The sequence below is a fragment of the Paraburkholderia sp. IW21 genome, from assembly GCF_041321145.1.
Lineage (GTDB): Bacteria > Pseudomonadota > Gammaproteobacteria > Burkholderiales > Burkholderiaceae > Paraburkholderia.
The window spans coordinates 200,703-222,700 of record NZ_JBGGWA010000006.1 but is presented as its reverse complement, the minus strand read 5'-3'; the positions used below and the strand labels follow the sequence as shown (position 1 = coordinate 222,700).

Below are 21,998 nucleotides of genomic sequence, written 5' to 3'. Positions count from 1 at the left end.
AGTAAGCAGATCGGCCCTTAAGCTTGGCGACGCGATGGAAAGTCGCATGGAGGACGGAGCGTGTTGATGGAGACAAAAGGGGCCCCTGAAGAGGGCCAGGCCGCGAGCGAACTGGCCGATGTGAGCGTCGCGCAATTCAGCGAACTGGTCGCGCGGATTTATCAGGGGGCGCTGGAAAGCACGCCGTGGGCGGGCGCCCTTGAGCTGATTCGCACCTCGCTTGGCGCGAGCTATGCCACGCTGATTCTGCGCTCGCCCTCGAGCGACCGGCGCGGATTGATGGTGCATGCATCCGAAATGGGGCCGGGCGTGCCGGGCGAAGCGTCGTACAACAACTACTACTATTCGCTCGATCCGTTCGTCGGTCTGCCGGCGGATCGCGTGGTGACGGTCGACGAAGTATTCGGCGACACGGGATGGCTCACCAGCGAGCTTTACAAGCAGTTCCTGAAGCCAGCGGATATCCGCTACATCATGGGTGCCGATCTGCGCACGGAGTCGGGCGTCGAATGCCGGTTTCGCGTGTGCCGCAGCCACGACGCAAAGCATTTTTCCGCACGCGACAAGGCGTTTTGCGCGCTGCTGCTGCCGCATTTGCGGCGCGCGGTCGAACTGCATTCGCGGCTCGATATCGTGGAGTCGGAGCGCACGCTGTATGCGAGCGCGATCGACCGGATGCTGGTGGGCACCGTGACGCTCGACGAGAGCGGCGCGATCATGCGCACCAACAGCGTGGCCGATGAGATTCTCGCGCAGGGTAATGGTTTGCGTATCGTGCATGGCAACGTCGAGGCCACTGACTCACAGGAGAATCGCAATCTGCAACGTCTGGTGCGTCATGCGCTGATGGGGCACTTCGGCACCGCCGCGCCGATTGTCGAAGCCATGCCGATCACGCGCGGTGGCGATAAGCCGAAACTTGGCGTGCTGGTGCGCACGATTCCGCTATCGGACTGGTCGGAGGACAACAAGCGCCGCCCCGCAACCGTGCTGTTTTTACGCGACCCCGATCGCAAATCGCAGGGCTCGCAGGAGATCGTGCGCAAGCTGTTCGATCTCACGCCGGCGGAAACGTCGCTGGCCTTGCTGTTGACCAACGGTTTGACATTGGAGGAAGCGGCCGACGAATTGGGCATCAGCAAGAACACCGCACGGGCCCATCTGCGGGCGATTTTCTCGAAGACGGGTGTGACGCGTCAGGCGACACTCGTGCGGATTCTGCTGGGAAGTGTCGTGCCGCTCGGATGAATTGAAGGAGGGCAACGCGTGTGCCGCGCTGTATCAAGCGCGGCACACCATCCAAGGCATTAAACCGCGCGCTTTTGCGACAACACCAGCAGCGCGCCGTTCTGATCTTCCAGCACCGCGCGCCATTCGTGCGGTCCTTGCTGAACCGGCACGCGCACTGACGCACCCGCCGCCACCACACGCGCCATTGCTGCATACAGGTCATCGTTCTCGTCCACGCGAAACACCAGTGCCGCGCGTTCGACGATCCGCTCTTCACCCGCCACGAGAGCCACGGTCAGCGCACCGCCATCAAGCGCGCAATAGCGTTCGCCGTCACGAAACTTCACCGTCAAACCCAGCCCGTCGACAAAGAGCGGCAGCGCCGCATCGATCGTGTCGACCGGGTACAGCATCATCGAAGCCTTCATTGCATTGCACTCCCATCGATTGAGCAGCGTTGTATAGCGGCTTGATCGTAGCGTCGCAGGCCAACGCCGCACGAGGTCCAATCGGACTAGCCGGGGCACATAAAACGCGGCAGGGAATGTTCCAGAAGGCACCCTCGCTCAAAGCTTCCACGCCAAAGCGCGCACCGTTAATCCAAATAGACGATGCCGGGTAGCACGCGCGAACTGAAACTTCATTGCGTGGACCGTCACGATCATCGTAGGAATCGGTGGGTCGAGAGCGGACCGCCCGTTTCAGCACAGTCCAAAATTCATGGAGACGCACGCAATGAAGTTTTCTCTGATCTACGAAGCCCAGACCACGGACGCTTCCCGGGAAGGCGATCACCGGGTATTCAAGGAGACCGTCGAGCAGGCGTTGCTCGCCGAACAGATGGGTTTCGATACCGTCTGGTGCGTCGAACACACGTCGCTGACGAACTACGCGCATATGAGCGCCCCAGAAACGTTCCTCGCGTATCTGGCCGGCCGCACGACCCGCATCGGCCTCGGTCACGGCGTGATCTGCCTGCCGCCCGCGATGAATCATCCTATCAAGGTGGCCGAACGCGTGGCGATGCTCGACATTCTGTCGGGCGGCCGTGTGCATTTCGGCGTCGGCAAGGGCGGCAGCCAACAGGAAGCGGGCGCTTTCGGCTATGACCTCGCCGAACTGCAACCGATGATCGACGAATCGATGTACCTCGTGCCGAAGATGTTCGTGCAGGACGAGATCGAGCACGACGGTAAATACATCAAGATTCCTAAGCGGCCGATTCATCCGAAACCCTTCCAGGACCCGCATCCGCCGATGTACATGGCGTGCACCAACAACGATGGTCTGCTGCGAGCAGGACAGCGTGGTCTGGGCGCATTGGTGCTCGGTTTCGGCGGCCCCGACGAAGTCGCGAAGAAAAACGCGCTGTATCGCGAAGCATGGGCCACCCGCAAGGCCGAGGACCAGGTCGGTTTCCGTCCGACGCAGCATCTGGCGGCCCTGTGCCCGACCGTGGTGCTGGACGACGGCCAGCAGGCCCGCAAGATCGGCATTCGCGGCCAGCGCTATTTCATGGAGTCGCTGGCTTACTGGTACACCGGCGGCGAGCGCCCGAACCCGGATAGCTGGGGCGATGACCTCGTGAAGGGCAATACCGGCGAAATGGTGATCCGTTCGCGCTTCGCGTCGGAAGAGGTGGTGGTCGATTTCAGCGATCCGGCGCTTTCGATGATGAACCCCAATCACGCGTACGGCACCGTCGACGATTGCATCGGCTATGTGGGCCGGCTGATGGAGGCAGGTGTGGATGAGGTGCTGTTCCTCTGCCAGATGGGCACGGTGTCCCAGGAAGCGCAACTCGAAACGATCCGCAACATCGGTGAGCACGTGATTCCGTACTTCAATCGTCTGAAGGGCGAAAAGCAGAAGGCGCAGGTTGCTGCGTAAGGTCGCTGCATAAGAGCGAGCGAGACGGGCGTCGCTAGTCCCTTCAGACGATGCGACGCCGCAGCTGGAGCTCGAAGATGAACCCAATAGAACAGGCGCGACATCCATCTCGCGCACCATCATGGAGACAGCCGTGCATCGCGACAACGATTCGAATGCCCTTGCAGCCGAACTGATCGCCCGCGCCGAAGCGCTCGCGCCGGTGCTCGCCGGGCGTGCCGCGCAGGCCGAGGCGAATGGGCGGATTCCCGCTGAAACGCTGGCCGATTTTCAGGCCGCCGGCTTTTTCAAGGTGCTTCAGCCGAAGCGGTACGGCGGTTACGAACTCGATCCGCAGACCTTCTTCGAAATTCAGATGGCGGTAGCGCGCGGCTGCATGTCGACCGCATGGGTGTACGGCGTGGTCGGCGTGCACAACTGGCAACTGGCGTTGTTTGACGAGCGCGCGCAGCAGGACGTGTGGGGCAAGGATCAAAGCACGTTGATTGCGTCGACTTATATGCCAGTGGGTCGCGTGAGCCCGGTTGAAGGCGGCTTCCGGCTGTCCGGGCACTGGAAGTTTTCCAGCGGCAGCGAGCTGTGCGAATGGGTCTTTCTCGGCGCGCTGGTGCCACCGGCGAAAGAAGGCGAACCACCGGAATATCGCACCTTCCTGTTGCCGAAAAGCGATTACACGATCGAACAGGATTGGGACGTGTTGGGCTTGCGCGCGACCGGCAGCCACGACATCGTGGTGAACGATGCGTTCGTGCCGGACTATCGCACGCACAAAGCCATCGACGGCATGATGGGCACGAGCCCCGGCCTCGCGCTCAACGATGCGCCGCTGTTCCAGCTGCCGTTTGCGCAGATCTTCGTGCGCGCGGTGTGCACGGCATGCATCGGCGCATTGCAAGGCGCGCTGGACGACTTCACCTCCTATGCGGCCACACGCGTGAGCGCCAATAGCGGCGCGAAAACCACCGACGACACCGGCGCGCAGACCGCCTGCGCCAACGCGGCGGTCGCGCTCGATGAAATGAAAGTACTGCTCAAGCGCAATTTCGCCGAACTGCTCGCGGCCGCCAACGGCGGCCCGGCGGTATCGATCGAGCGGCGCGTGCACTTCCGTTACCAATCCGCGCAAGTGGCCGAACGCTGCGCGCAGGCCGCTAACGCACTGCTGCGTTATGCGGGCGGCAACGGCATTTACAACCGTAATCCGCTGGTGCGGCGCTTTCTCGATCTGCATGCGGCGCGCGCGCACTACGCGAATAACCTCGACCGCTTCGGCCAGAATCTCGGCGCCGTGATGCTCGGGCGTCCGAACACCGATTTCTTTGTCTGACGGATGCAGCCATGAGCGAACAGCAAACGCAGACTGACGTGTTCGACGTGGTGGTGGTCGGCTCCGGCGCGGGCGGCATGCTGGCCGCCTGCCGCGCGGCCGACCGGGGCCTGTCCGTCGTCGTGCTCGAAAAGAGCGACGTGTACGGCGGGACGTCGGCGGTGTCGGGCGGCGGCATCTGGATTCCGTGCAACCACCATATTGCCGAAATGGGCGCGACGGATACGCGAGAGGCCGCACGAACCTACCTCGACGCCTGCACGAAAAGCGTGACTGCTGCCGATCGGATCGACGCCTATCTCGACACCGCGCCGCAGATGTTGCGCTATGTCGAAGCGAATACGCCGGTGCGTTATGAAGCGTTGCCGAAGTACGCGGACTACTTTCAGGACCTGCCGGGATCGATGCCGGGTTACCGCGCACTCGATCCCATGCCGGTGGATGGCGCCTCGCTAGGCGACGAATTCGCGCGGCTGCGGCTGCCTTCGCCGGGTACGCTGATCGGCGGGCGAGTGGCGGTGACGTCGAAAGAGGCGCATGTGCTGCTGTCGAAAGCGCCTGGCTATATCGGACTCGCGCTGAAGCAATTCGGCCGCTACTGGTTCGATATACGCGCGCGCAGCCGCTCGCGGCGCGATCGCCGTTTGACGCTCGGCAATGCGTTGGCAGGGGGTCTGCGCCGCGCGTTGCTCGATCGGGACATACCGCTGTGGCTCAACGCGCCGATGCGCGAGCTGCTCGAAGCAGACGGACGCGTAACGGGCGTCGTGGTGGAACGCGGCGGCGAGAACGTGCGCGTACTTGCAAAACGCGGCGTGGTTCTCGCGGCCGGCGGCTTCGAACGCAATCAGGCGATGCGCGAGCGCTATCTACCGCGTCCCACCCAGGCGCAGTGGAGCGCGACGCCGCCGAACAACACCGGCGATGCGATTGCCGCCGGCATGCAACTCGGCGCGCAGATCGCGTTGATGGAACACGTGTGGGGCGCACCGACGGTCCACGTCGATCGCGAAGAAAAGCAGCGCGCGCTATTTGTCGAACGCAATTTGCCGGGCTGCGTGGTGGTCAACGGACTCGGCAAGCGCTTCGTCAACGAGGCCGCGCCGTATTCGGAATTCGTGCCGGCGATGTATCGCGACCATGCGCAAACCGGAGCGTGCGTGCCGGCGTGGATGGTGTTCGACGCGCAGTTCCGCCACAAATATCCGTGCGGGCCGATCATGCCCGGCGCGATGATGCCGGACTCCCGCGTTCCCGCAGCGTTTCGTTCGTTGCTATACAAGGCCGATTCGCTCGATGCGCTGGCGGCGCAAATCGGTGTCGATGCACAAGGCTTGCGCGATACCGTGGCGAAGATGAATCGCTACGCCGCGAGCGGCGTCGACGAAGAATTCGCCAAGGGCGGCAACGCGTTCGACACTTATTACGGTGACCCGAGCGTTAAACCGAATCCCTGTCTCGCGCCGATCGAAACGGGACCGTTCTACGCGGTACGTATCGACGCGGGCGACATCGGCACCAAGGGCGGCCTTCTTACCGATGCATTCGCTCGGGTGTTGCACGCCGACGGCAAGCCGATTGCCGGCCTCTATGCGATCGGCAACACCAGCGCGTCGATGATGGGCGCGAGCTATCCCGGCGCGGGTTCGACGCTCGGCCCGGCCATGACCTTCGGCTACATCGCCGCCAATCATCTCGCCGATGGCGACAGTGACGGCGACGGCGGTACTTCAGAAACAGCACGCGCTGCAAGCAGCGATCTTCGCGGAGTCATGTCATGACCGAACTCACTTCTCATCCGTTGCGCGCTGACATGCTGCTGGCAATGCGCCGCCTCGCGCGCTCGGTCGCGGTCATCAGTTGCAGCGACGGCGAACGGCGTTATTCGATGTCGGCCACGGCGGTCGATTCGCTCTCGACCGAACCGCCCTCGCTTCTGATCTGCATCAACCGCACGTCGTCGATCTTTCCGCCGCTCGATAAGGGTGCAGCGTTTTGCGTGAATGTGCTGTCGGCGCAGCATCAGCACATTGCCATCGATTGCAGCGGGCGCCTCAAAGGCGAAGAGCGCTTCACCACCGGCAACTGGCAAACCTCGGATCACGGCGTGCCCTATCTGCACGATTCTCAGGCGAGTCTAATTTGCGCGCAGGACGGCCGCTTCGACTACGGCACGCATGCGATCTTCATCGGCCGCGTCGAGCAGGTGCTGATTAGCGGCGAGGTCGATCCGCTGGTGTATGTGGACGGTATCTATACAACCGCTGCAGCGCCCGTGCGCTGCGCGGCTGCGTAACCGGACGCGCGGCATGATGCAGAGCGCTTCGTCCGCAGAGCAGGAATCGGCCACGCCGGTCGAGGCGCCGCTCGTCGTCGACGATCCCGCATGCGTGCGGTGGGACGACGTATGCGATGTGCTGATCGCGGGCTTTGGCGCGGCGGGGGCGTGTGCGGCGCTGGAAGCGGCGACGGCCGGCGCGAGAGTGCGGATCGTCGAGCGCTTCGAAGGCGGCGGCGCGAGCGCGAAAAGTGGCGGTGTGGTCTACGCGGGCGGCGGCACGCGCTATCAAGCCGAAGCGGGCTACAGCGACACGCCCGAGGCGATGTTCGGATACCTGCAGCAGGAAGTCGGCGACGCGGTGTCCGCCGCGACGCTCAAACGCTTTTGCGCGGGCAGCGTCGACATGTTGCGCTGGCTCGAACGACTCGGCGTGCGCTTTGCCGCGTCGGTGCCCCCGCGCAAGACCTCCTATCCGCAAAACCGCTATTACCTGTACTACTCGGGCAATGAAGCGGTGGGCGATGCCGTGCGCGAGCCGGCGCCCGCGCCGCGTGGGCATCGGGTGGTTGGAGAGGGCATGTCGGGGCGCGTGCTGTACGACACGCTGCGGCGCGCGGTGGATGCGCAGCCATGCGTCGACACGATGTGCCATGCGAGTCTGCGCCGGTTGGTCACCGACCCTGGCGGGCGCGTGATCGGCGCGCAGGTCTGGCAAGTCGCGCCGGGCCGTGCGCAGCGCGCGCACCGGCGGCTCGCGCGCTGGGCGGAGCGCCTGCATAACGGCATGCCGGCGTGGGCCGACCGGCTACGCGCCGCGCTCCATCGCGCCGAGCAGCGCGAGGGCCGGCTTATTACGATCAAGGCCGATGCGGTGGTATTGAGCACCGGCGGCTTCATCTTCAACCGGTCGATGGTGGCGCACTGCGCGCCGCGTTATCTGCCGAACTGGCGTCTTGGCACCACCGGTTGTGACGGTTCGGGTATACGGCTCGGCCTGTCTGCCGGCGGCGTGGCGCAGCGGCTCGAACGTGTGTCCGCGTGGCGCTTCATCAATCCGCCGTATGCGTGGGCGCAAGGCTGTGTGGTAGACCGCCGCGGCGAGCGCTTCTGCAATGAGGAAGTGTATGGCGCGGCGCTCGGCCACGCGATGTGCGAAACCCGGGAAGGGCATGCGTGGCTGATTCTCGACGCACGGCTCGTCAGGCTCGCGCTCAGGGAATGTTTGCGCGGCAAGCTGTGGGCGTTTCAAAGCGTGCCCGCGATGCTGTTGATGCTCGCAGGCCGCAAACGTGCCCGCTCGCTGGCGGAACTGGCCGCACGCATCGGCAGTGATCCGGCGGTGCTCGAGCGAACCATCCATGCCTACAACCTGGGCGCGCTTAACGGCATCGACCCCGCGTTCGGCAAATCCGCCGCCATGTTGCAGCCGCTCATGCAGGGACCGTACTACGCGATCGATATTTCATCGGATAGCCGCGTCTTTCCTTGCCCGGCGATCACGCTCGGCGGCTTACGGGTCGACGAGACGAGCAACGCGGTGCTGTCGACGCATGGCACGCCGATTGAAGGCCTGTTCGCCGCCGGCCGGGCAGCATGCGGCCTGGCATCGAATCACTACGTGAGCGGCCTCTCGCTCGCGGACTGTATCTGGTCCGGCCGCCAGGCGGGCCGGGCCGCAGCGGGCGTGGTTCTCGCGAACGCCGCCCATTCCCTGACTGAAACTGACTGACACTGAAAGAGAGAACGAAGATGGGAGACAGACTCAAAGGCAAGATCGCCGTCGTGACGGGCGCGGCGAGCGGCGTCGGCAAACAGGACGCGTTGCTGTTCGCCCGTGAAGGCGCGCGCGTCGTGCTCACCGACGTCAACGAGGAAGCCGGCCGTGAAGTGGCTGCGCAGATCGGCGATGCCGCGCTGTTCGTGCGCCAGGACATTACGTCGGAGGCCGGCTGGAACGACGTGTTCGGCGCCGCGCAAACGGCCTTCGGGACGCCGGATGTACTGGTCAACAACGCCGCGGTGCTGTTGCTCGGCAGCATTGAAGATACAACGCTCGAACAATGGCAGCGCGTGCTGCGTATCAACGCCGAAGGTTATTTTCTCGGTTGCCGCGCGGCGGTCAAGGCGATGAAGGAGAAGGGCGGCTCGATCGTGAACATGTCTTCGGTGGCGGCATTGGGCGGACTCGGCGCGTTCTGCGCGTATTCGGCCAGCAAAGGCGCCGTGACCGCGTTGACGCGTGCGATCGCCGCGCACTGCAAGCAGCAGGGCTACAAGGTCCGCTGCAATACGATTCACCCGGACGGCATTCTCACGCCGATGACCGCGCCGTTCTTCGGTGCGGCAGAAGCAACGCGCGAGGCGCTCACGCAATCGGTCGATCCGCATGCACGCATGTGTTTGCCGGAAGACATCGCGAATCTGGTGCTGTTCCTCGCCTCCGATGAGTCGCGCTTCATCAACGGCAGCGAGTATCGGATCGACAACGCGCAGTTGATCATGGGCGTCGCCTGAGTTCCCCCACCATGGCCGATTCGCGTTTTCACCGGCTTAAAGTGGCGGACGTGATCGCGGAGAGCGCCGACGCGCGCTCTTTCGTGTTCGAACTGCCGCAGGCGCTGCACGATGCATTCAGCTATCGTCCGGGGCAGTTCCTCACCCTCAAGGTGCCGTGCGCGGATGCCATCGTGCAGCGCTGTTATTCGCTATCGAGCGCGCCGGGTATCGACCGCGCGCCGAAGATCACGGTGAAGCGGGTACGCGACGGGCGCGTGTCGAACTGGATGTGCGACAGCATTCAGCCCGGCGACGAGCTCGATGTGATGGCGCCCGCGGGCGTGTTCACGCCGCGTTCTCTCGATGGCGACCTGCTGCTGTTCGCAGGCGGCAGTGGCATCACGCCGGTGCTGTCGATCCTCAAGTCCGCCTTGGTGAACGGGCGGGGCATGCTTACCTTGATCTACGCAAATCGAGACGCGCAGTCGGTGATTTTCAGCGAAGAACTCCGGCAGCTCGGGCAGCGGCACGCGGGAAGATTGCGCGTGATTCACTGGCTCGACACTGTGCAGGGCATTCCGCAACAGCGTCATCTGGAAGAGCTGGCGAGGCCGTGGAGCACGCAGGAGTGCTTCATCTGCGGGCCCGCGCTATTCATGGAGAATGCGTTGGCAGCGATGCTGGCGCTGGGGCTGCCGCGAGCAAAGGTGCATGTGGAGCGGTTTGCTTCGCTGCCGGATTTGCCGGGTGCGCCCGCAGCTACCGCGGTGCCGGCCGTGCTCGCAGCACCGGAAGTACCCGTGGCAGCTGAATCGGCCCACGCCGACGCTGCCTCAAACCCAAAAGCCGCAAAAGCCGCCGCAATCGAAACCGTGCTCGACGGCGCGACCGTCAACTTCACCTGCGAACCCGGCGAAACCCTGCTCGACGCCATGCTGCGCGCCGACGTGCCCGCGCCCAACTCATGCCGCAGCGGCTTGTGCGGCGCATGCATGTGCCGTGTCGTGGCCGGCAGTGTGAACCTGAACGCCAATCACGTGCTCGACGCCGCCGATCTCGCCGACGGCTGGACGCTGGCGTGCAGCGCAACCCCCGCGTGCGCATCGCTGCGCGTGGTTTTCCCCGACTAGGTTCGCGGCACGCGGGCGCGCGTTCGCACGTCGCGCCTGCCGCGAACCACTTCCATCGAATTCATCATGACGCTGAACCACATCCTGACGACGCCCACGCTGATCGCGCGCGCCGCCGCGCGCTACGGCACGCGCATCGCGATCGAAACAGCCCAGGGCAACCTGAGCTACGCGCAACTGGACGCCGCGCGGATCGAGGCGGCGCGCGCGTTGATGAGCTGCGGCATCCAGCCGGGCGAGCGGGTCGCGATCTGGGCGCCGAACGTTGCTGCATGGATCGTGGCGGCGCTCGCGATTCATAGCGCGGGCGCTGCGCTGGTGCCGATCAATACGCGCATGAAAGGCCTTGAGGCTGCCGCGATTCTCGAGGACAGCGGTGCGCGCTTGCTGTTCTGCTGCGGGACGTTCCTGGGGGATTCGTATCCGGCAATGCTGGCTGCGCACCGTCCAGCCGCGCTCGAACGGGTGGTGGTGTTCGACGGCCCGGCAGCGGAAGCAAAAAGCGGGCACGACGAGACATGGGACGCGTTCCTGCTGCGCGCGGCAGGCACTTCGTTGGAAACGTTCCGTGCCCGCGAGGCGACCGTGCGCCCCGACACGCTGATGGACATCATGTTCACGTCCGGCACGACGGGCCGACCCAAGGGCGTGATGACGACGCACGGCCAGAACCTGCGTGCAATCCACGATTGGGCGCAGATCGCGACGCTGCGCGAAAGCGATCGCTATCTGATCGTCAATCCGTTCTTTCATGCATTCGGCTACAAGGCCGGCTGGCTCGCGGCGTTCGCCAGCGGTGCGACCGTGTTGCCGCATCTGGTGTTCAACCCCGAGCGCGTACTCGAACGCGTTGTGCGTGACCGCGTCTCCGTGTTGCCGGGACCGCCGACGCTGTATCACGCGTTACTGGGCATGCCGGATCTGGACACGCGCGATCTGTCGTCGTTGCGGGTCGCGGTGACTGGCGCGGCGGCGATCGCGCCGAGTCTGATCGAAAGGATGCGCGCGCAACTGGGTTTCGAGACCGTGCTGACCGGCTACGGCCTTACCGAGTCATGCGGGTTTGCCGCGCTGTGCCGCGGCGGAGACGACGCCGAGACCATCGCTCACACGTCGGGCCGCGCCATGCCGGGTGTGGAGATTCGCATTGCGGACAGCAACGGAGATGCGTTGGCAACCGGCGCAACGGGCGAAGTGCTGATCCGCGGCTACAACGTGATGCAAGGCTATTTCGGCCAGCAGGACACCACGCTCGAAACGATCGACGGCGAAGGCTGGCTGCACACCGGCGACCTCGGCACGCTCGACGAACGTGGCTATCTGCGCATCACGGATCGGATCAAGGACATGTTCATCGTTGGCGGCTTCAACTGTTATCCGGCGGAGATCGAGCGGCTGTTCAGCGCGCATCCGGCGGTGGCGCAGGTGGCGCTGGTCGGCGTGCCCGACGAGCGGCTCGGCGAAGTGGGGCATGCGTATGTCGTGCTGCGTTCGGGCGAACAGACGAGCGCGGCAGAACTGACCGACTGGGCCCGCAAGAACATGGCGAACTACAAGGTGCCGCGGCATCTCACGCTGGTCGAACAGTTGCCTGTGAGCGCGGCCGGCAAGGTGCTCAAATACCGCTTGCGCGACGCTGTAAAAAGCAACGAAAAAGCTGCTGAAAACACCGCCGCAAGCTAGTCCCAACAGACGATGTTAGCCGCCCCCAGGACCCCCAGAATAAGCCTGACAACAACAGCTTCTGGAGGAGTCGGAAATGATCGATGTGCGGGCTTTAGGCTACGTCGTCGTGCAGTCGGCGGATGTCGGAACATGGCGCGGCTACGCGGAAAACGTGCTGGGCATGCAGGCGCATGATGCAACGGAAGGCGCGCTGTACGTGAAGATGGACGAGCGCGATTTCCGCTACCTGATCGTGCCCGGCGGCACCGATCGCTACTTCGCGTCCGGCTGGGAACTGGCCGACGCGGCCGCGTTCGACAGCGCTATCCGTGCCCTTGAGCTGGCCGGCGTGGAGACGATCCGCGCCAGCGCGCAGGAGACCGCGCTGCGCCGTGTGCAGGCGATGGCGTGGTGCACCGATCCCTCCGGCAACCGGCACGAGTTCTTCTGGGGTGTGCGCGCCGATTTCCGGCGCTTCGCATCGCCGCTTGGCGTACCTGGTTTCGTCACGGGTGCGATGGGCCTGGGTCATACCGTGCTGCCCGCCCCCCAATTCGACGCGACCGATGCGTTCCTGCGCGACGTGCTCGGTTTCGAACTCTCCGACATCTTTCGCGTGCGCTTCACCGACGACCCCGCCGAGCCCGAAAAGCGCATCCATTTCCTGCATTGCAAGAACGCGCGTCATCACAGCCTCGCGATCATGGACCTTGCCGTGCCAACCGGCTGCATCCACGTGATGGCCGAAGTGGATTCGATGGACGAAGTGGGCCGCGCGCTCGACCGGGTCGCAGCACTTGGCGTGAAACTCTCCGCCACGCTCGGCCGTCATTGCAACGATCACATGACCTCGTTCTACATGAAGACGCCGGGCGGCTTCGATCTGGAATACGGCTATGGCGGCCTGACGGTCGACTGGGCCCAGCACAGCGTCTATGAAGCGACCCGCGTGAGCCTGTGGGGCCACGACTTCAGCGTTGGATTCCGCTAGGCCTCAATTAGAAAACACGCAGAAAACACGCAGGAAACAAGCAGGAACAACGCATGAAACCACTCGACAAAGAACTGAGCGCGCGCGACGCCGTCGCGCAACTCGCCGACGGCATGACGATCGGCATTGGCGGCTGGGGTCCACGCCGCAAGCCGATGGCACTCGTGCGCGAAATCGTCCGCTCGAATCTGAAGGACCTCACCGTGGTCGCGTATGGCGGCCCCGATGTCGGCTTGCTATGCGCGGCGGGCAAAGTGCGCAAGCTGGTGTTCGGCTTCGTATCGCTCGATGTGATTCCGCTCGAACCGCATTTTCGCCGGGCCCGTGAGCAGGGCGCGCTCGAAGTATGGGAACTCGATGAAGGCCTGCTGCAGCTCGGCTTGCGCGCAGCGGCGGCACGCTTGCCATTTTTGCCCACGCGTGTCGGCCTCGGCACCGATCTGCTGAAACACGCACCGCATCTACGTACGGTGCAATCGCCATACGGCGGCGAGACGCTGCTTGCGATGCCGGCGCTTGAACTCGACGCCGCGTTGCTGCATGTGAACGCGGCCGACAGGATGGGCAATACGCGCATCGACGGTCCCGATCCGTTCTTCGACGCATGGTTCGCACGCGCCGCGGCGAAGTGCTTCGTGAGTAGCGAGACGCTGGTTGATTCACTCGCGAGCGCGGACCTCGATCTCGCGCGCCGTAACACCTTCGAACGATCGCTCGTGACCGGCGTGGTACACGCGCCGTGCGGTGCACATCCGACTTCGTGCGCGCCTGCTTACGGCTGGGATGTGCCGCATCTGAAGGCCTATTGCGCGAGCGCGGAAGATTCGCAGCAAACATCCGCTTACCTGAGTGACGTAGTAGGCGCCGACGAACCGGGCTATCTGCAACGCGCGGGTGGCCGGTCTCACGTAGCGGCGCTGCCGCTGCCGATTCTGTAATGGAGCGGACATGAGCGACTCTCTCGATTATTCCCTCGCCGAATTGATGATTGCGGCGGCGGCGCGCGTCTGGCGCGACGACGGCGAAGTGCTGGCAACCGGCATTGGCACCGGCCCGCGCCTTGCTGCGGGTCTTGCGCGCCTTGCATACAACGCAGGGCTGATGCTCACCGACGGTGAAGCCTATCTGGTCGAAAGCCCCGTTCCGCTCGGACCGCGTGAAGCGGGCTATCGCGTGCAGGCGTCCGGCTTGATGACTTATGAGCGCGTATTCGATTGCGTGTGGCACGGCAAGCGTCACGCGCTGGTGATGCCGACGCAGATCGACCGCTTCGGCCAAGCCAACATCTCCTGGCTCGGCGACGACTACGCGCGCCCTAAAACGCAACTGCTCGGTGCACGCGGTTTTCCGGGCAACAGCATCAACCACGCGAATTCGTTTTTCGTCAGCGGTCACGGCAAGCGTACGTTCGTTGCCGGTGAAGTGGACATGGTGTGCAGCGTGGGCTACAACCCCGCGCGCGAGATTCCCGGCATGCGTGCGTTCACCGATTTGCGCAGGGTGATTACGGATCTGTGCGTGATGGACTTCGGTGGGGCGAATCATGCGGTGCAGGTGCGCTCTTTGCATCCCGGCGTGAGCTTCGACGAAGTGCAGGACGCGACCGGTTTCGAACTCAGCGCTCACGCCGACATGTGCGTGACGCCCCCGCCGAGCGCCGACGATCTGCGCATCGTGCGTGCGCTCGATCCGCACAACCTGCGCGCGAGCGTCGTGCGCAACAACCCGGCGCCGCGTCGCGCGTGAGGCCCATCATGCAAGCCACCCAGGAAAGCGTCGTCGAATATCGCGTCAGCGAGGGCATCGCCACGCTCACGATGAACCGCCCCGACTATCACAACGCCCAAAACTCGAAGATGACCTATGCGCTCGACGCCGCGTTCAGACGCGCGTCGAACGACGATGCGGTGAAAGTGATCGTGCTCGCTGGCGCGGGCAAGCATTTTTCGGCGGGTCACGACATCGGCACGCCGGGGCGTGACATCGATCAGTCGTTTGAGCGCACTTCGCTCTGGTACGACCACGTTGGCAAGGAAGGCGGCGAGTTCCTGTACGCCCGCGAACAGGAGGTCTATCTAGGCATGTGCCGCCGCTGGCGCGATCTGCCCAAGCCGACCATCGCGATGGTGCAGGGCGCGTGCGTGGCGGGCGGCCTGATGCTGGCGTGGGTGTGCGACCTCATCGTTGCTTCGGACGACGCGTTCTTCTCCGATCCGGTCGTGCGAATGGGCATTCCAGGCGTCGAGTATTTCGCGCATGCGTATGAGCTGAATCCGCGTATCGCCAAGGAGTTTCTGTTTCTCGGCGAGCGGATGGACGCGGCGCGTGCGTATCAGATGGGCATGGTCAATCGAGTCGTGCCACGTGAGCGCTTGCAGGACACCACGACGGAAATCGCCGCGAAGATCGCGCGCATGCCGCGGCTCGGGCTGACGCTGACCAAGCAGGCTGTGAATCACGTTGAAGAATTGCAAGGCAAGCGCGCGGCGATGGATGCGGCATTTGCATGGCACCACTTCGCGCATGCACACAACGAGCTGGTGAGCGGCGACAAGCTGGGCGGATACGACGCCCGCAAGATGGCCGAGTCGCAGCGGCCCGCCGGCGCCGCGCATGAGAACGAAAAGGCAGACGGAGAAGCCGCATGAGCGCCACGCTGCATACGCCTTTGTGCGATCTGCTCGGCTGCCGCTATCCGATCGTGCAGACGGCCATGGGTTGGGTCGCCGATGCCAGGCTCGTCGCCGCAACCTGCAATGCGGGCGGCTTCGGCTTTCTGGCCGGCGCGACGCTCGAAGCCGAACGCGTGGAGGCGGAAATCCTGCGCGTGAAGGAACTGACGGACAGGCCCTTCGGCATCAACTTCCATATGTTTCAGCCGAACGCGGCACAGGTCGTCGATCTGGCGATCAAGCACCGGCTACGTGCTGTCAGCTATGGCCGAGGACCTGACGCGAAGACGATCCGCCGCTTCAAGGACGCCGGCGTGATGTGTATTCCCACCGTGGGCGCACCGAAACACGCGGCCAAAGCAGTCGAACTCGGCGCCGATGCGGTCACGGTGCAAGGCGCGGAAGGCGGTGGCCACACCGGCTCGATGCCGACCACGCTGCTGCTGCCTAACGTGCTGGATGCAGTGAACGTGCCGGTGATCGCGGCAGGCGGTTTCTTCGATGGACGCGGTCTCGCGGCGGCGCTCGGCTACGGCGCCGCAGGCATTGCAATGGGCACGCGCTTTCTGATGGCAGCGGAGTCGCCCGTGCCGCGCGCCACGCTCGATCGCTATGTCGCCGTGGCCGATCCTTCGCAAATCCGCGTGTCCGCGGCGCTGGACGGTCTGCCGCAGCGGATGATCGACAACCCTTACTTACTGCGTCTCGAAGCATTCGGCCCGTTGCGCCGCACGCTGTTCGCGCTGCGCACGGCTGAAGCGTGGCGGCGTCAGAGTGGCATGAGCCTGAGCCAGATGGCCGCGCTCGGTTTGAAGGCACTACGCGATCACAGCTACACCGCGAGTCAGACGTTGATGGCGGCGAACGCGCCGTTTCTGATCCAGCGCGCGATCGTCGAAGGCAAACCGGACGAGGGCGTATTGCCGAGCGGCCAGGTCGCCGCGGTGATCGGTGCGATCGAGCCTTGCGAGACCTTGATCGCACGCATCGTCGACGAAGCCGTGGCGCGGCTCGACGCGCTGGCAGCGATGCGCGGCGCGCCAGTTCACGCGTGACCCAGTGCATGAGCCAGCGCATTCCCCAACGCAACGCGTGACCCGCTAAAGCAAATTCACATCATTCACCAGGGACGGAGACATGACAGAACCCATCAATAGCGTCCGCTCGCTGCCGTTCAGAATCGAACGCGAAGGCGGCATCGGCGAACTGGTGATCGACCAGCCGCCGGTCAATGCGCTCGATGCACGCGGCTGGCAAGCGCTGGCCGATGCAATCGATGCACTCGGCCGCGACGACCGCGTGCACGTGATCGTGCTGCGCGGTGAAGGGCGCGGCTTTTGCGCGGGCGTCGATATCAAGGAACTGGCGGCGCATCCGGAACGGATCGTGGCGGTCAACGCCGGCAATCACGCGACCTTTCGCGCGGTGCACCGCAATCCGAAGCCGGTGATCGTCGCGGTGCATGGTTTCGTGCTGGGCGGCGGCATCGGCATTTGCGGCGCGGCGGACGTGATCGTCGCGTCCGATTGCGCGCGCTTCGGCGTGCCCGAGATCGACCGGGGCGCGATGGGCGGCGGCGCGCATCTGCAGCGCATGTTCGGCGTGCAGAAAGTGCGCGCCATGTATTTCACCGGCGACATGGTCGACGCCGCTGAAGCCTACCGGCTCGGTGCGGTCGAGCGCGTGGTGCCGCGCGAGCAACTGCGCGAGTCGGCGTTCGAGATCGCACGCAAGATCGCCGCGAAAAGTCCGGCGATGTTGCAACTCGCGAAGGAAGCGCTGAACGGCGTCGAAGACGGCGACCTTGAAGACAAATACCGTTGGGAGCAGGGCTTCACATTGCAGGCGTATATGACGAACGATTCGGCGGAAGCACGTTCGGCCTTCGTCGAGAAACGCGATGCGCAGTTCAGCGACGTCGAACGCCAGGCCGGAGCGCGCGCATGAAGCTCGACTACACGCCGGCACAACGCGCGTTTCGCGCCGAGATTCGCGGCTGGCTTGCGGACCACGTGCCGCGCGAGCCGCTGCCGAGCTTCGACACCGAGGCGGGTTTCGCCGCGCACCGGGCATGGGAGCGCACGCTGCATTCGGGCCGCTGGAGCATGGTGACGTGGCCGCGCGAGTTGGGCGGACGCGGCTGCGATCTGATCGAGTGGCTGATCTTCGAAGAAGAATACTGGCGTGCCGATGCGCCGATGCGCGTGAATCAGAACGGCATCTTCCTGCTCGGCCCGACCTTGATGGACTTCGGCACGGACGAACAGAAAGCCCGCTTTCTACCGGCGATGGCCGCGGGCGAGCACGTGTGGGCGCAAGGCTGGTCCGAGCCCAACGCAGGCTCCGACATGGCAGCGATTCGCGCGAGCGCGATCCGCAGCAACGGCGGCTCAGGTGACGAATACATTCTTAACGGCCAGAAAATCTGGTCGACCCGCGCGGTCTGGGCCGACTGGCTGTTCGGTCTCTTTCGCAGCGATCCGCAATCCACGCGTCACCACGGCCTGACCTTCCTGATGGTGCCGCTCTCGACGCCCGGCATCACCGTACGGCCGATCCGTCAGTTGAACGGCCACACCGGCTTCGCCGAGATTTTCTTCGACGACGTGCGCGTGCCGGTCGACAACCGTCTCGCCGGTGAAGGCATGGGCTGGCAGGTCGCGATGGCAACCGCCGGCTTCGAACGCGGCCTGATGCTGCGCTCGCCCGCGCGTTTTCAACGCACTGCTGAAGCGTTGCGCGATCTCTATCTGGCGCACCGCGCCGAAGCCGACCGCGATCCGACCGTGCGCGACCGGGTCATCAACGCGTGGATGGATGCGCAGGCCTACGCCCTCTCGACCTACGCGACCGCGAGCCGTTTGCAGAAGGGCGGCCATATCGGCGCGGAATCGAGCACCAACAAGGTGTTCTGGTCCGAGCTCGATCTGCGCATGCATCAGACCGCGCTCGACATTCTCGGCGCGCGTGCGGAGATCGTGCCGCAAACGCGCGAGCAACACGCGGCGCTCGGTAATTGGCTCGACGGCTTCCTGTTCGCGCAGGCCGGGCCGATCTATGCAGGCACCAACGAGATCCAGCGCAACATCGTCGCGGAACGGATGCTGGGGATGCCGCGCTCGTGATGCCGGTGCTGCAACCAGCATGCAGCCCGCATTCAGACGCTTAAAGGATTGAGCGAGGAACTATGGATTTCGTATTCAACGAAGATCAGGAAGCGCTGGCGAGCAGCGTCAAACGCTTTCTGATGACGGAGATGACGCCGGAGCTGATCCGTGAGTTGTGGAGCACACCGACGGGCCGCTCGGAGCGTATGTGGGACCTATTTGCCTCGCAGGGGCTGACGGCTGTGTCGGTGCCGGAAAGTCATGACGGTATGGGGCTTGGCGAAGTGGAATGGGCACTCCTCGCACAGACCTACGGCTATTTCGCCGGGCCTGAACCGTTGCTCGATACGGCACTCGTGGCCGTTGGCATGCTGGAAGATTTGCCGGCGAGCGCGCAACGCGACGCGCTGTTGCGCGATATTGCGGCGGGTACGGCGCGCGTGGCGATTGGGCATCCGGTGAATCCGTATGTCAGCGATGCGCATGTCGCACAGGTTCTGCTATGCGAGCGAGACGGCGAGTTGCATTGGCTTTCCCCACAGGCCTGCCGATTGAAGGCAGTGGAGAGTGTCGATCCTTCGCGTCGCCTGTTCGAACTCGACTGGCAGGCAACGGCGAGCACGCGAGTGGCAAAGGCCGCCGATGCGCAACCGTTGCTGGCGCGCGCACTCGATCAAGGCGCGTTCGCGGTCGCCGCGCAATTGCTCGGCCTGACGCAACGCGTGCTCGACGTCGCGATCGACTACAGCGCCCAACGCAAGCAGTTCGGCAAGCCGATCGGCTCGTATCAGGCGCTCAAACATCTGCTCGCCGACGTCGCGATCCGCTACGAATTCGCGCGGCCAGTGGTGTATCGGGCTGCCTGCGCGATCGCCGACAACGATCCGCAGCGCGCGCTCTACGTCTCCCACGCAAAGCTCGCCGCCACCGCCGCGGCGCAACTCGCCGCACGCCATGCGATGCAGGTGCACGGCGCAATCGGCTACACGTGGGAGCTCGACCTGCAGATTTTCATGAAACGTATCTGGGCGCTCTCGGGCAGTTGGGGCGACACAACGTTTCACAAGGCTCGCGTTGCCGATGCATTGATCGAGTCACGCGCTCCCATCGGCCCCGCCCGCACTTTCGAACTGGAATGGCAATGAAACAGGCTTATATCGTCGATGCGTTGCGTACGCCGACCGGCCGCCGCAAAGGCGGACTCGCACAAGTGCATGCCGCGGATCTCGGCGGCTTCGTACTGAAGGAACTGGTGGCGCGCAACGGCATTCCCGCCGATGAGTACGACGACGTGGTGTTCGGTTGCGTCGATACGATCGGTCCGCTGGCGGGCAATATCGCGCGCACCTGCTGGCTCGCCGCGGGCTTGCCGTTGACGGTGCCCGGCGTCACCGTGGACCGGCAATGCGGTTCGTCGCAGCAGGCCGTGCATTTCGCCGCGCAGGCGGTGATGAGCGGCACGCAGGATGTGGTGATCGCGGGCGGCGTGCAGACCATGACGCAGATTCCGATTTCGTCGGCGATGACGGCGGCCGAGCCGCTCGGTTTCACCGACCCGTTCTCGGGCAGCATCGGCTGGCGCGCGCGTTTCGGCGACGCGCCGGTCTCGCAGTTCCAAGCGGCACAACGGATCGCGGATCACTGGAACCTGTCACGCGAAGCGATGGAGCGGTACGCGCTGGAGAGTCACCGGCGCGCGCTGGCGGCGATTGAAGGGGGTTACTTTGCGCGTGAAATCGCGCCGTTCGCCGGCCTCGTACACGACGAGACGCCGCGCAAGGACACCACGCTCGCAAAGATGGCCTCGCTCGAACCGCTGATGCCAGGCGGCGCGCTGACCGCTGCTGTGTCAAGCCAGACGTGTGACGCTTCGGCCGCGCTGCTGATCGTTTCCGAGGAGGCGCTGAAGCGTTACGACCTCACGCCGCGCGCCCGCATCCATCACCTGAGCGTGCTCGGCGACGATCCGCTGTGGATGCTCACCGCGCCGATTCCCGCGACACGTCACGCGTTGCGCAAGGCCGGCCTCGCGTTGGAGGACATCGACGTGGTGGAACTGAACGAAGCGTTTGCCTCGGTGGCGCTCGCATGGCTCGCGGAAACGCGCTATCCGCACGAGAAGACCAATCCGAATGGCGGCGCTATCGCACTCGGCCATCCGCTCGGGGCGACCGGCGCGCGCCTGATGACGAGCCTGTTGCACGAACTCGAACGCACGCAAGGCCGCTACGGCTTGCAGACGATGTGCGAGGGCGGCGGCCTCGCCAACGTCACGATCATCGAGCGCCTCTAAGCGCACCTGAGCGCATCACTGTCTACGAGGATCAAGCATGGGAATCTGCAACGACCGCACCGTGATCATCACCGGCGCGGGTGGAGGGTTGGGCCGCGAATACGCGCTGGCGTTTGCCGCCGAAGGCGCGGCGGTGGTGGTCAACGATATTCGCCGGGACGCCGCGCAAGCCGTGTGCGACGAGATCGCGCGAGCCGGCGGCCGGACGCTTGCCAATGCCGACGACATCACGCGCATCGACACCGCGCAACGCATTATTGACGCCACGCATGCAGCGTTCGGCGAGATTCACGTGCTGGTGAACAACGCGGGCATCTGCCGCGACCGGATGTTCACCAGCATGACCGAAGCCGATTGGGATGACGTGATGCGGGTGCATCTGCGCGGGCATTTCTGTCTTGCGCAACTGCTGGCGCGCGAGTGGCGTGATGCGTCGAAGGCGGGGCGCGACGTGGATGCGCGCATCGTCAACACAAGTTCGGGTGCGGGTCTGCAAGGTTCGATCGGGCAAGCGAACTACGGCGTGGCCAAGGCGGCGATCGCGGCCTTGACGTTGATGCAGGCCGCCGAGTTGCAACGATACGGCGTGCGGGTGAACGCGTTGGCCCCGGCGGCGCGTACCTCGATGACCGAGGGTGTGTTCGCCGACATGATGAAAAAGCCTGCGGACGGCTTCGATTACTTCGATCCGGCCAACGTCGCGCCGCTGGTCGTCTGGCTCGGCAGCGTGCAATCGCGCGACGTGACCGGCCAGGTGTTCGAAGCGGCGGGCGGCATGATCGCGGTCGCCGAAGGCTGGCACACGGGGCCGCGCATCGACAACGGCGCGCGCTGGCCTGTCGCCGAACTGGGTCGCGCGGTGGCGGCGCTGGTCGCTCAACGCAGGCCGGCGCAGCAAGTCTACGGAAGCTGACGC

At 64.6% G+C, this 21,998-nt stretch carries 20 protein-coding genes; 19 read left to right on the top strand and 1 reads right to left on the bottom strand.

Annotated elements, in window-relative coordinates; all coding sequences use genetic code 11:
- Positions 1–66 precede the first annotated feature (66 nt).
- Positions 67–1,248 carry a helix-turn-helix transcriptional regulator gene (locus tag ACAX43_RS16710; RefSeq protein ID WP_370709515.1) on the top strand — a complete coding sequence of 394 codons (1,182 nt, stop codon included), beginning with the start codon at positions 67–69 and terminating at the stop codon, positions 1,246–1,248.
- 59 nt (positions 1,249–1,307) lie between these two features.
- On the opposite strand, the gene ACAX43_RS16705 is transcribed toward ACAX43_RS16710, so the two are convergent.
- Positions 1,308–1,658 (bottom strand): VOC family protein, encoded by a 351-nt coding sequence (locus ACAX43_RS16705; RefSeq protein ID WP_370709514.1) that lies wholly within the window; start codon positions 1,656–1,658, stop codon positions 1,308–1,310.
- 307 nt (positions 1,659–1,965) lie between these two features.
- On the opposite strand from ACAX43_RS16705, the gene ACAX43_RS16700 reads away from it, so the two are divergent.
- The 18 genes from ACAX43_RS16700 to ACAX43_RS16615 all read left to right on the top strand — a co-directional run bounded on the left by ACAX43_RS16700 (position 1,966) and on the right by ACAX43_RS16615 (position 21,995).
- Positions 1,966–3,120, top strand: coding sequence for an LLM class flavin-dependent oxidoreductase (locus tag ACAX43_RS16700; RefSeq protein ID WP_370709513.1), 1,155 nt, complete (start codon positions 1,966–1,968; stop codon positions 3,118–3,120).
- Positions 3,121–3,253: 133 nt separating this feature from the next.
- A complete protein-coding gene (locus ACAX43_RS16695; RefSeq protein ID WP_370709709.1) occupies positions 3,254–4,447 on the top strand; it encodes an acyl-CoA dehydrogenase family protein in 1,194 nt (397 codons plus the stop codon).
- 11 nt (positions 4,448–4,458) lie between these two features.
- Positions 4,459–6,228 carry an FAD-dependent oxidoreductase gene (locus ACAX43_RS16690; protein ID WP_370709512.1) on the top strand — a complete coding sequence of 590 codons (1,770 nt, stop codon included), beginning with the start codon at positions 4,459–4,461 and terminating at the stop codon, positions 6,226–6,228.
- Entirely contained in the window at positions 6,225–6,743 is a 519-nt protein-coding gene (locus ACAX43_RS16685) for a flavin reductase family protein (RefSeq protein ID WP_370709511.1), read from the top strand. Before ACAX43_RS16690 ends, ACAX43_RS16685 begins: the two co-directional genes overlap by 4 nt.
- A gap of 13 nt (positions 6,744–6,756) precedes the next feature.
- Complete coding sequence (locus tag ACAX43_RS16680) at positions 6,757–8,457, top strand: FAD-binding protein (RefSeq protein ID WP_370709510.1); 1,701 nt, start codon at positions 6,757–6,759, stop codon at positions 8,455–8,457.
- Between the two features lie 20 nt (positions 8,458–8,477).
- Positions 8,478–9,242, top strand: a complete 765-nt coding sequence (locus tag ACAX43_RS16675; protein WP_370709509.1) for an SDR family oxidoreductase — start codon at positions 8,478–8,480, stop codon at positions 9,240–9,242.
- Positions 9,243–9,253: 11 nt separating this feature from the next.
- A complete protein-coding gene (locus ACAX43_RS16670) occupies positions 9,254–10,354 on the top strand; it encodes a 2Fe-2S iron-sulfur cluster-binding protein (RefSeq protein ID WP_370709508.1) in 1,101 nt (366 codons plus the stop codon).
- A 66-nt stretch (positions 10,355–10,420) separates the two neighbouring features.
- On the top strand, positions 10,421–12,037 hold the full coding sequence (locus tag ACAX43_RS16665; protein ID WP_370709507.1) for a FadD3 family acyl-CoA ligase: 1,617 nt from the start codon (positions 10,421–10,423) through the stop codon (positions 12,035–12,037).
- Positions 12,038–12,113: 76 nt separating this feature from the next.
- Positions 12,114–13,010 carry a VOC family protein gene (locus ACAX43_RS16660; protein WP_370709506.1) on the top strand — a complete coding sequence of 299 codons (897 nt, stop codon included), beginning with the start codon at positions 12,114–12,116 and terminating at the stop codon, positions 13,008–13,010.
- A gap of 53 nt (positions 13,011–13,063) precedes the next feature.
- Positions 13,064–13,948: a CoA transferase subunit A gene (locus ACAX43_RS16655; RefSeq protein WP_370709505.1), complete on the top strand. Its 885-nt coding sequence runs from the start codon at positions 13,064–13,066 to the stop codon at positions 13,946–13,948.
- A 10-nt stretch (positions 13,949–13,958) separates the two neighbouring features.
- Positions 13,959–14,756 (top strand): CoA-transferase subunit beta, encoded by a 798-nt coding sequence (locus ACAX43_RS16650; protein WP_370709504.1) that lies wholly within the window; start codon positions 13,959–13,961, stop codon positions 14,754–14,756.
- A gap of 8 nt (positions 14,757–14,764) precedes the next feature.
- Complete coding sequence (locus tag ACAX43_RS16645) at positions 14,765–15,658, top strand: enoyl-CoA hydratase (protein WP_370709503.1); 894 nt, start codon at positions 14,765–14,767, stop codon at positions 15,656–15,658.
- Positions 15,655–16,737 carry an NAD(P)H-dependent flavin oxidoreductase gene (locus ACAX43_RS16640; protein ID WP_370709502.1) on the top strand — a complete coding sequence of 361 codons (1,083 nt, stop codon included), beginning with the start codon at positions 15,655–15,657 and terminating at the stop codon, positions 16,735–16,737. The genes ACAX43_RS16645 and ACAX43_RS16640 overlap by 4 nt, the downstream gene beginning before the upstream one ends.
- A gap of 82 nt (positions 16,738–16,819) precedes the next feature.
- A complete protein-coding gene (locus tag ACAX43_RS16635) occupies positions 16,820–17,629 on the top strand; it encodes an enoyl-CoA hydratase family protein (RefSeq protein ID WP_370709501.1) in 810 nt (269 codons plus the stop codon).
- Positions 17,626–18,807, top strand: coding sequence for an acyl-CoA dehydrogenase family protein (locus ACAX43_RS16630; protein ID WP_370709500.1), 1,182 nt, complete (start codon positions 17,626–17,628; stop codon positions 18,805–18,807). The genes ACAX43_RS16635 and ACAX43_RS16630 overlap by 4 nt, the downstream gene beginning before the upstream one ends.
- A 62-nt stretch (positions 18,808–18,869) precedes the next feature.
- Positions 18,870–19,934: an acyl-CoA dehydrogenase family protein gene (locus ACAX43_RS16625; RefSeq protein ID WP_370709499.1), complete on the top strand. Its 1,065-nt coding sequence runs from the start codon at positions 18,870–18,872 to the stop codon at positions 19,932–19,934.
- A complete protein-coding gene (locus ACAX43_RS16620; protein ID WP_370709498.1) occupies positions 19,931–21,082 on the top strand; it encodes an acetyl-CoA C-acetyltransferase in 1,152 nt (383 codons plus the stop codon). Before ACAX43_RS16625 ends, ACAX43_RS16620 begins: the two co-directional genes overlap by 4 nt.
- A gap of 37 nt (positions 21,083–21,119) precedes the next feature.
- Positions 21,120–21,995 (top strand): SDR family oxidoreductase, encoded by an 876-nt coding sequence (locus ACAX43_RS16615; protein ID WP_370709497.1) that lies wholly within the window; start codon positions 21,120–21,122, stop codon positions 21,993–21,995.
- Positions 21,996–21,998 lie beyond the last annotated feature (3 nt).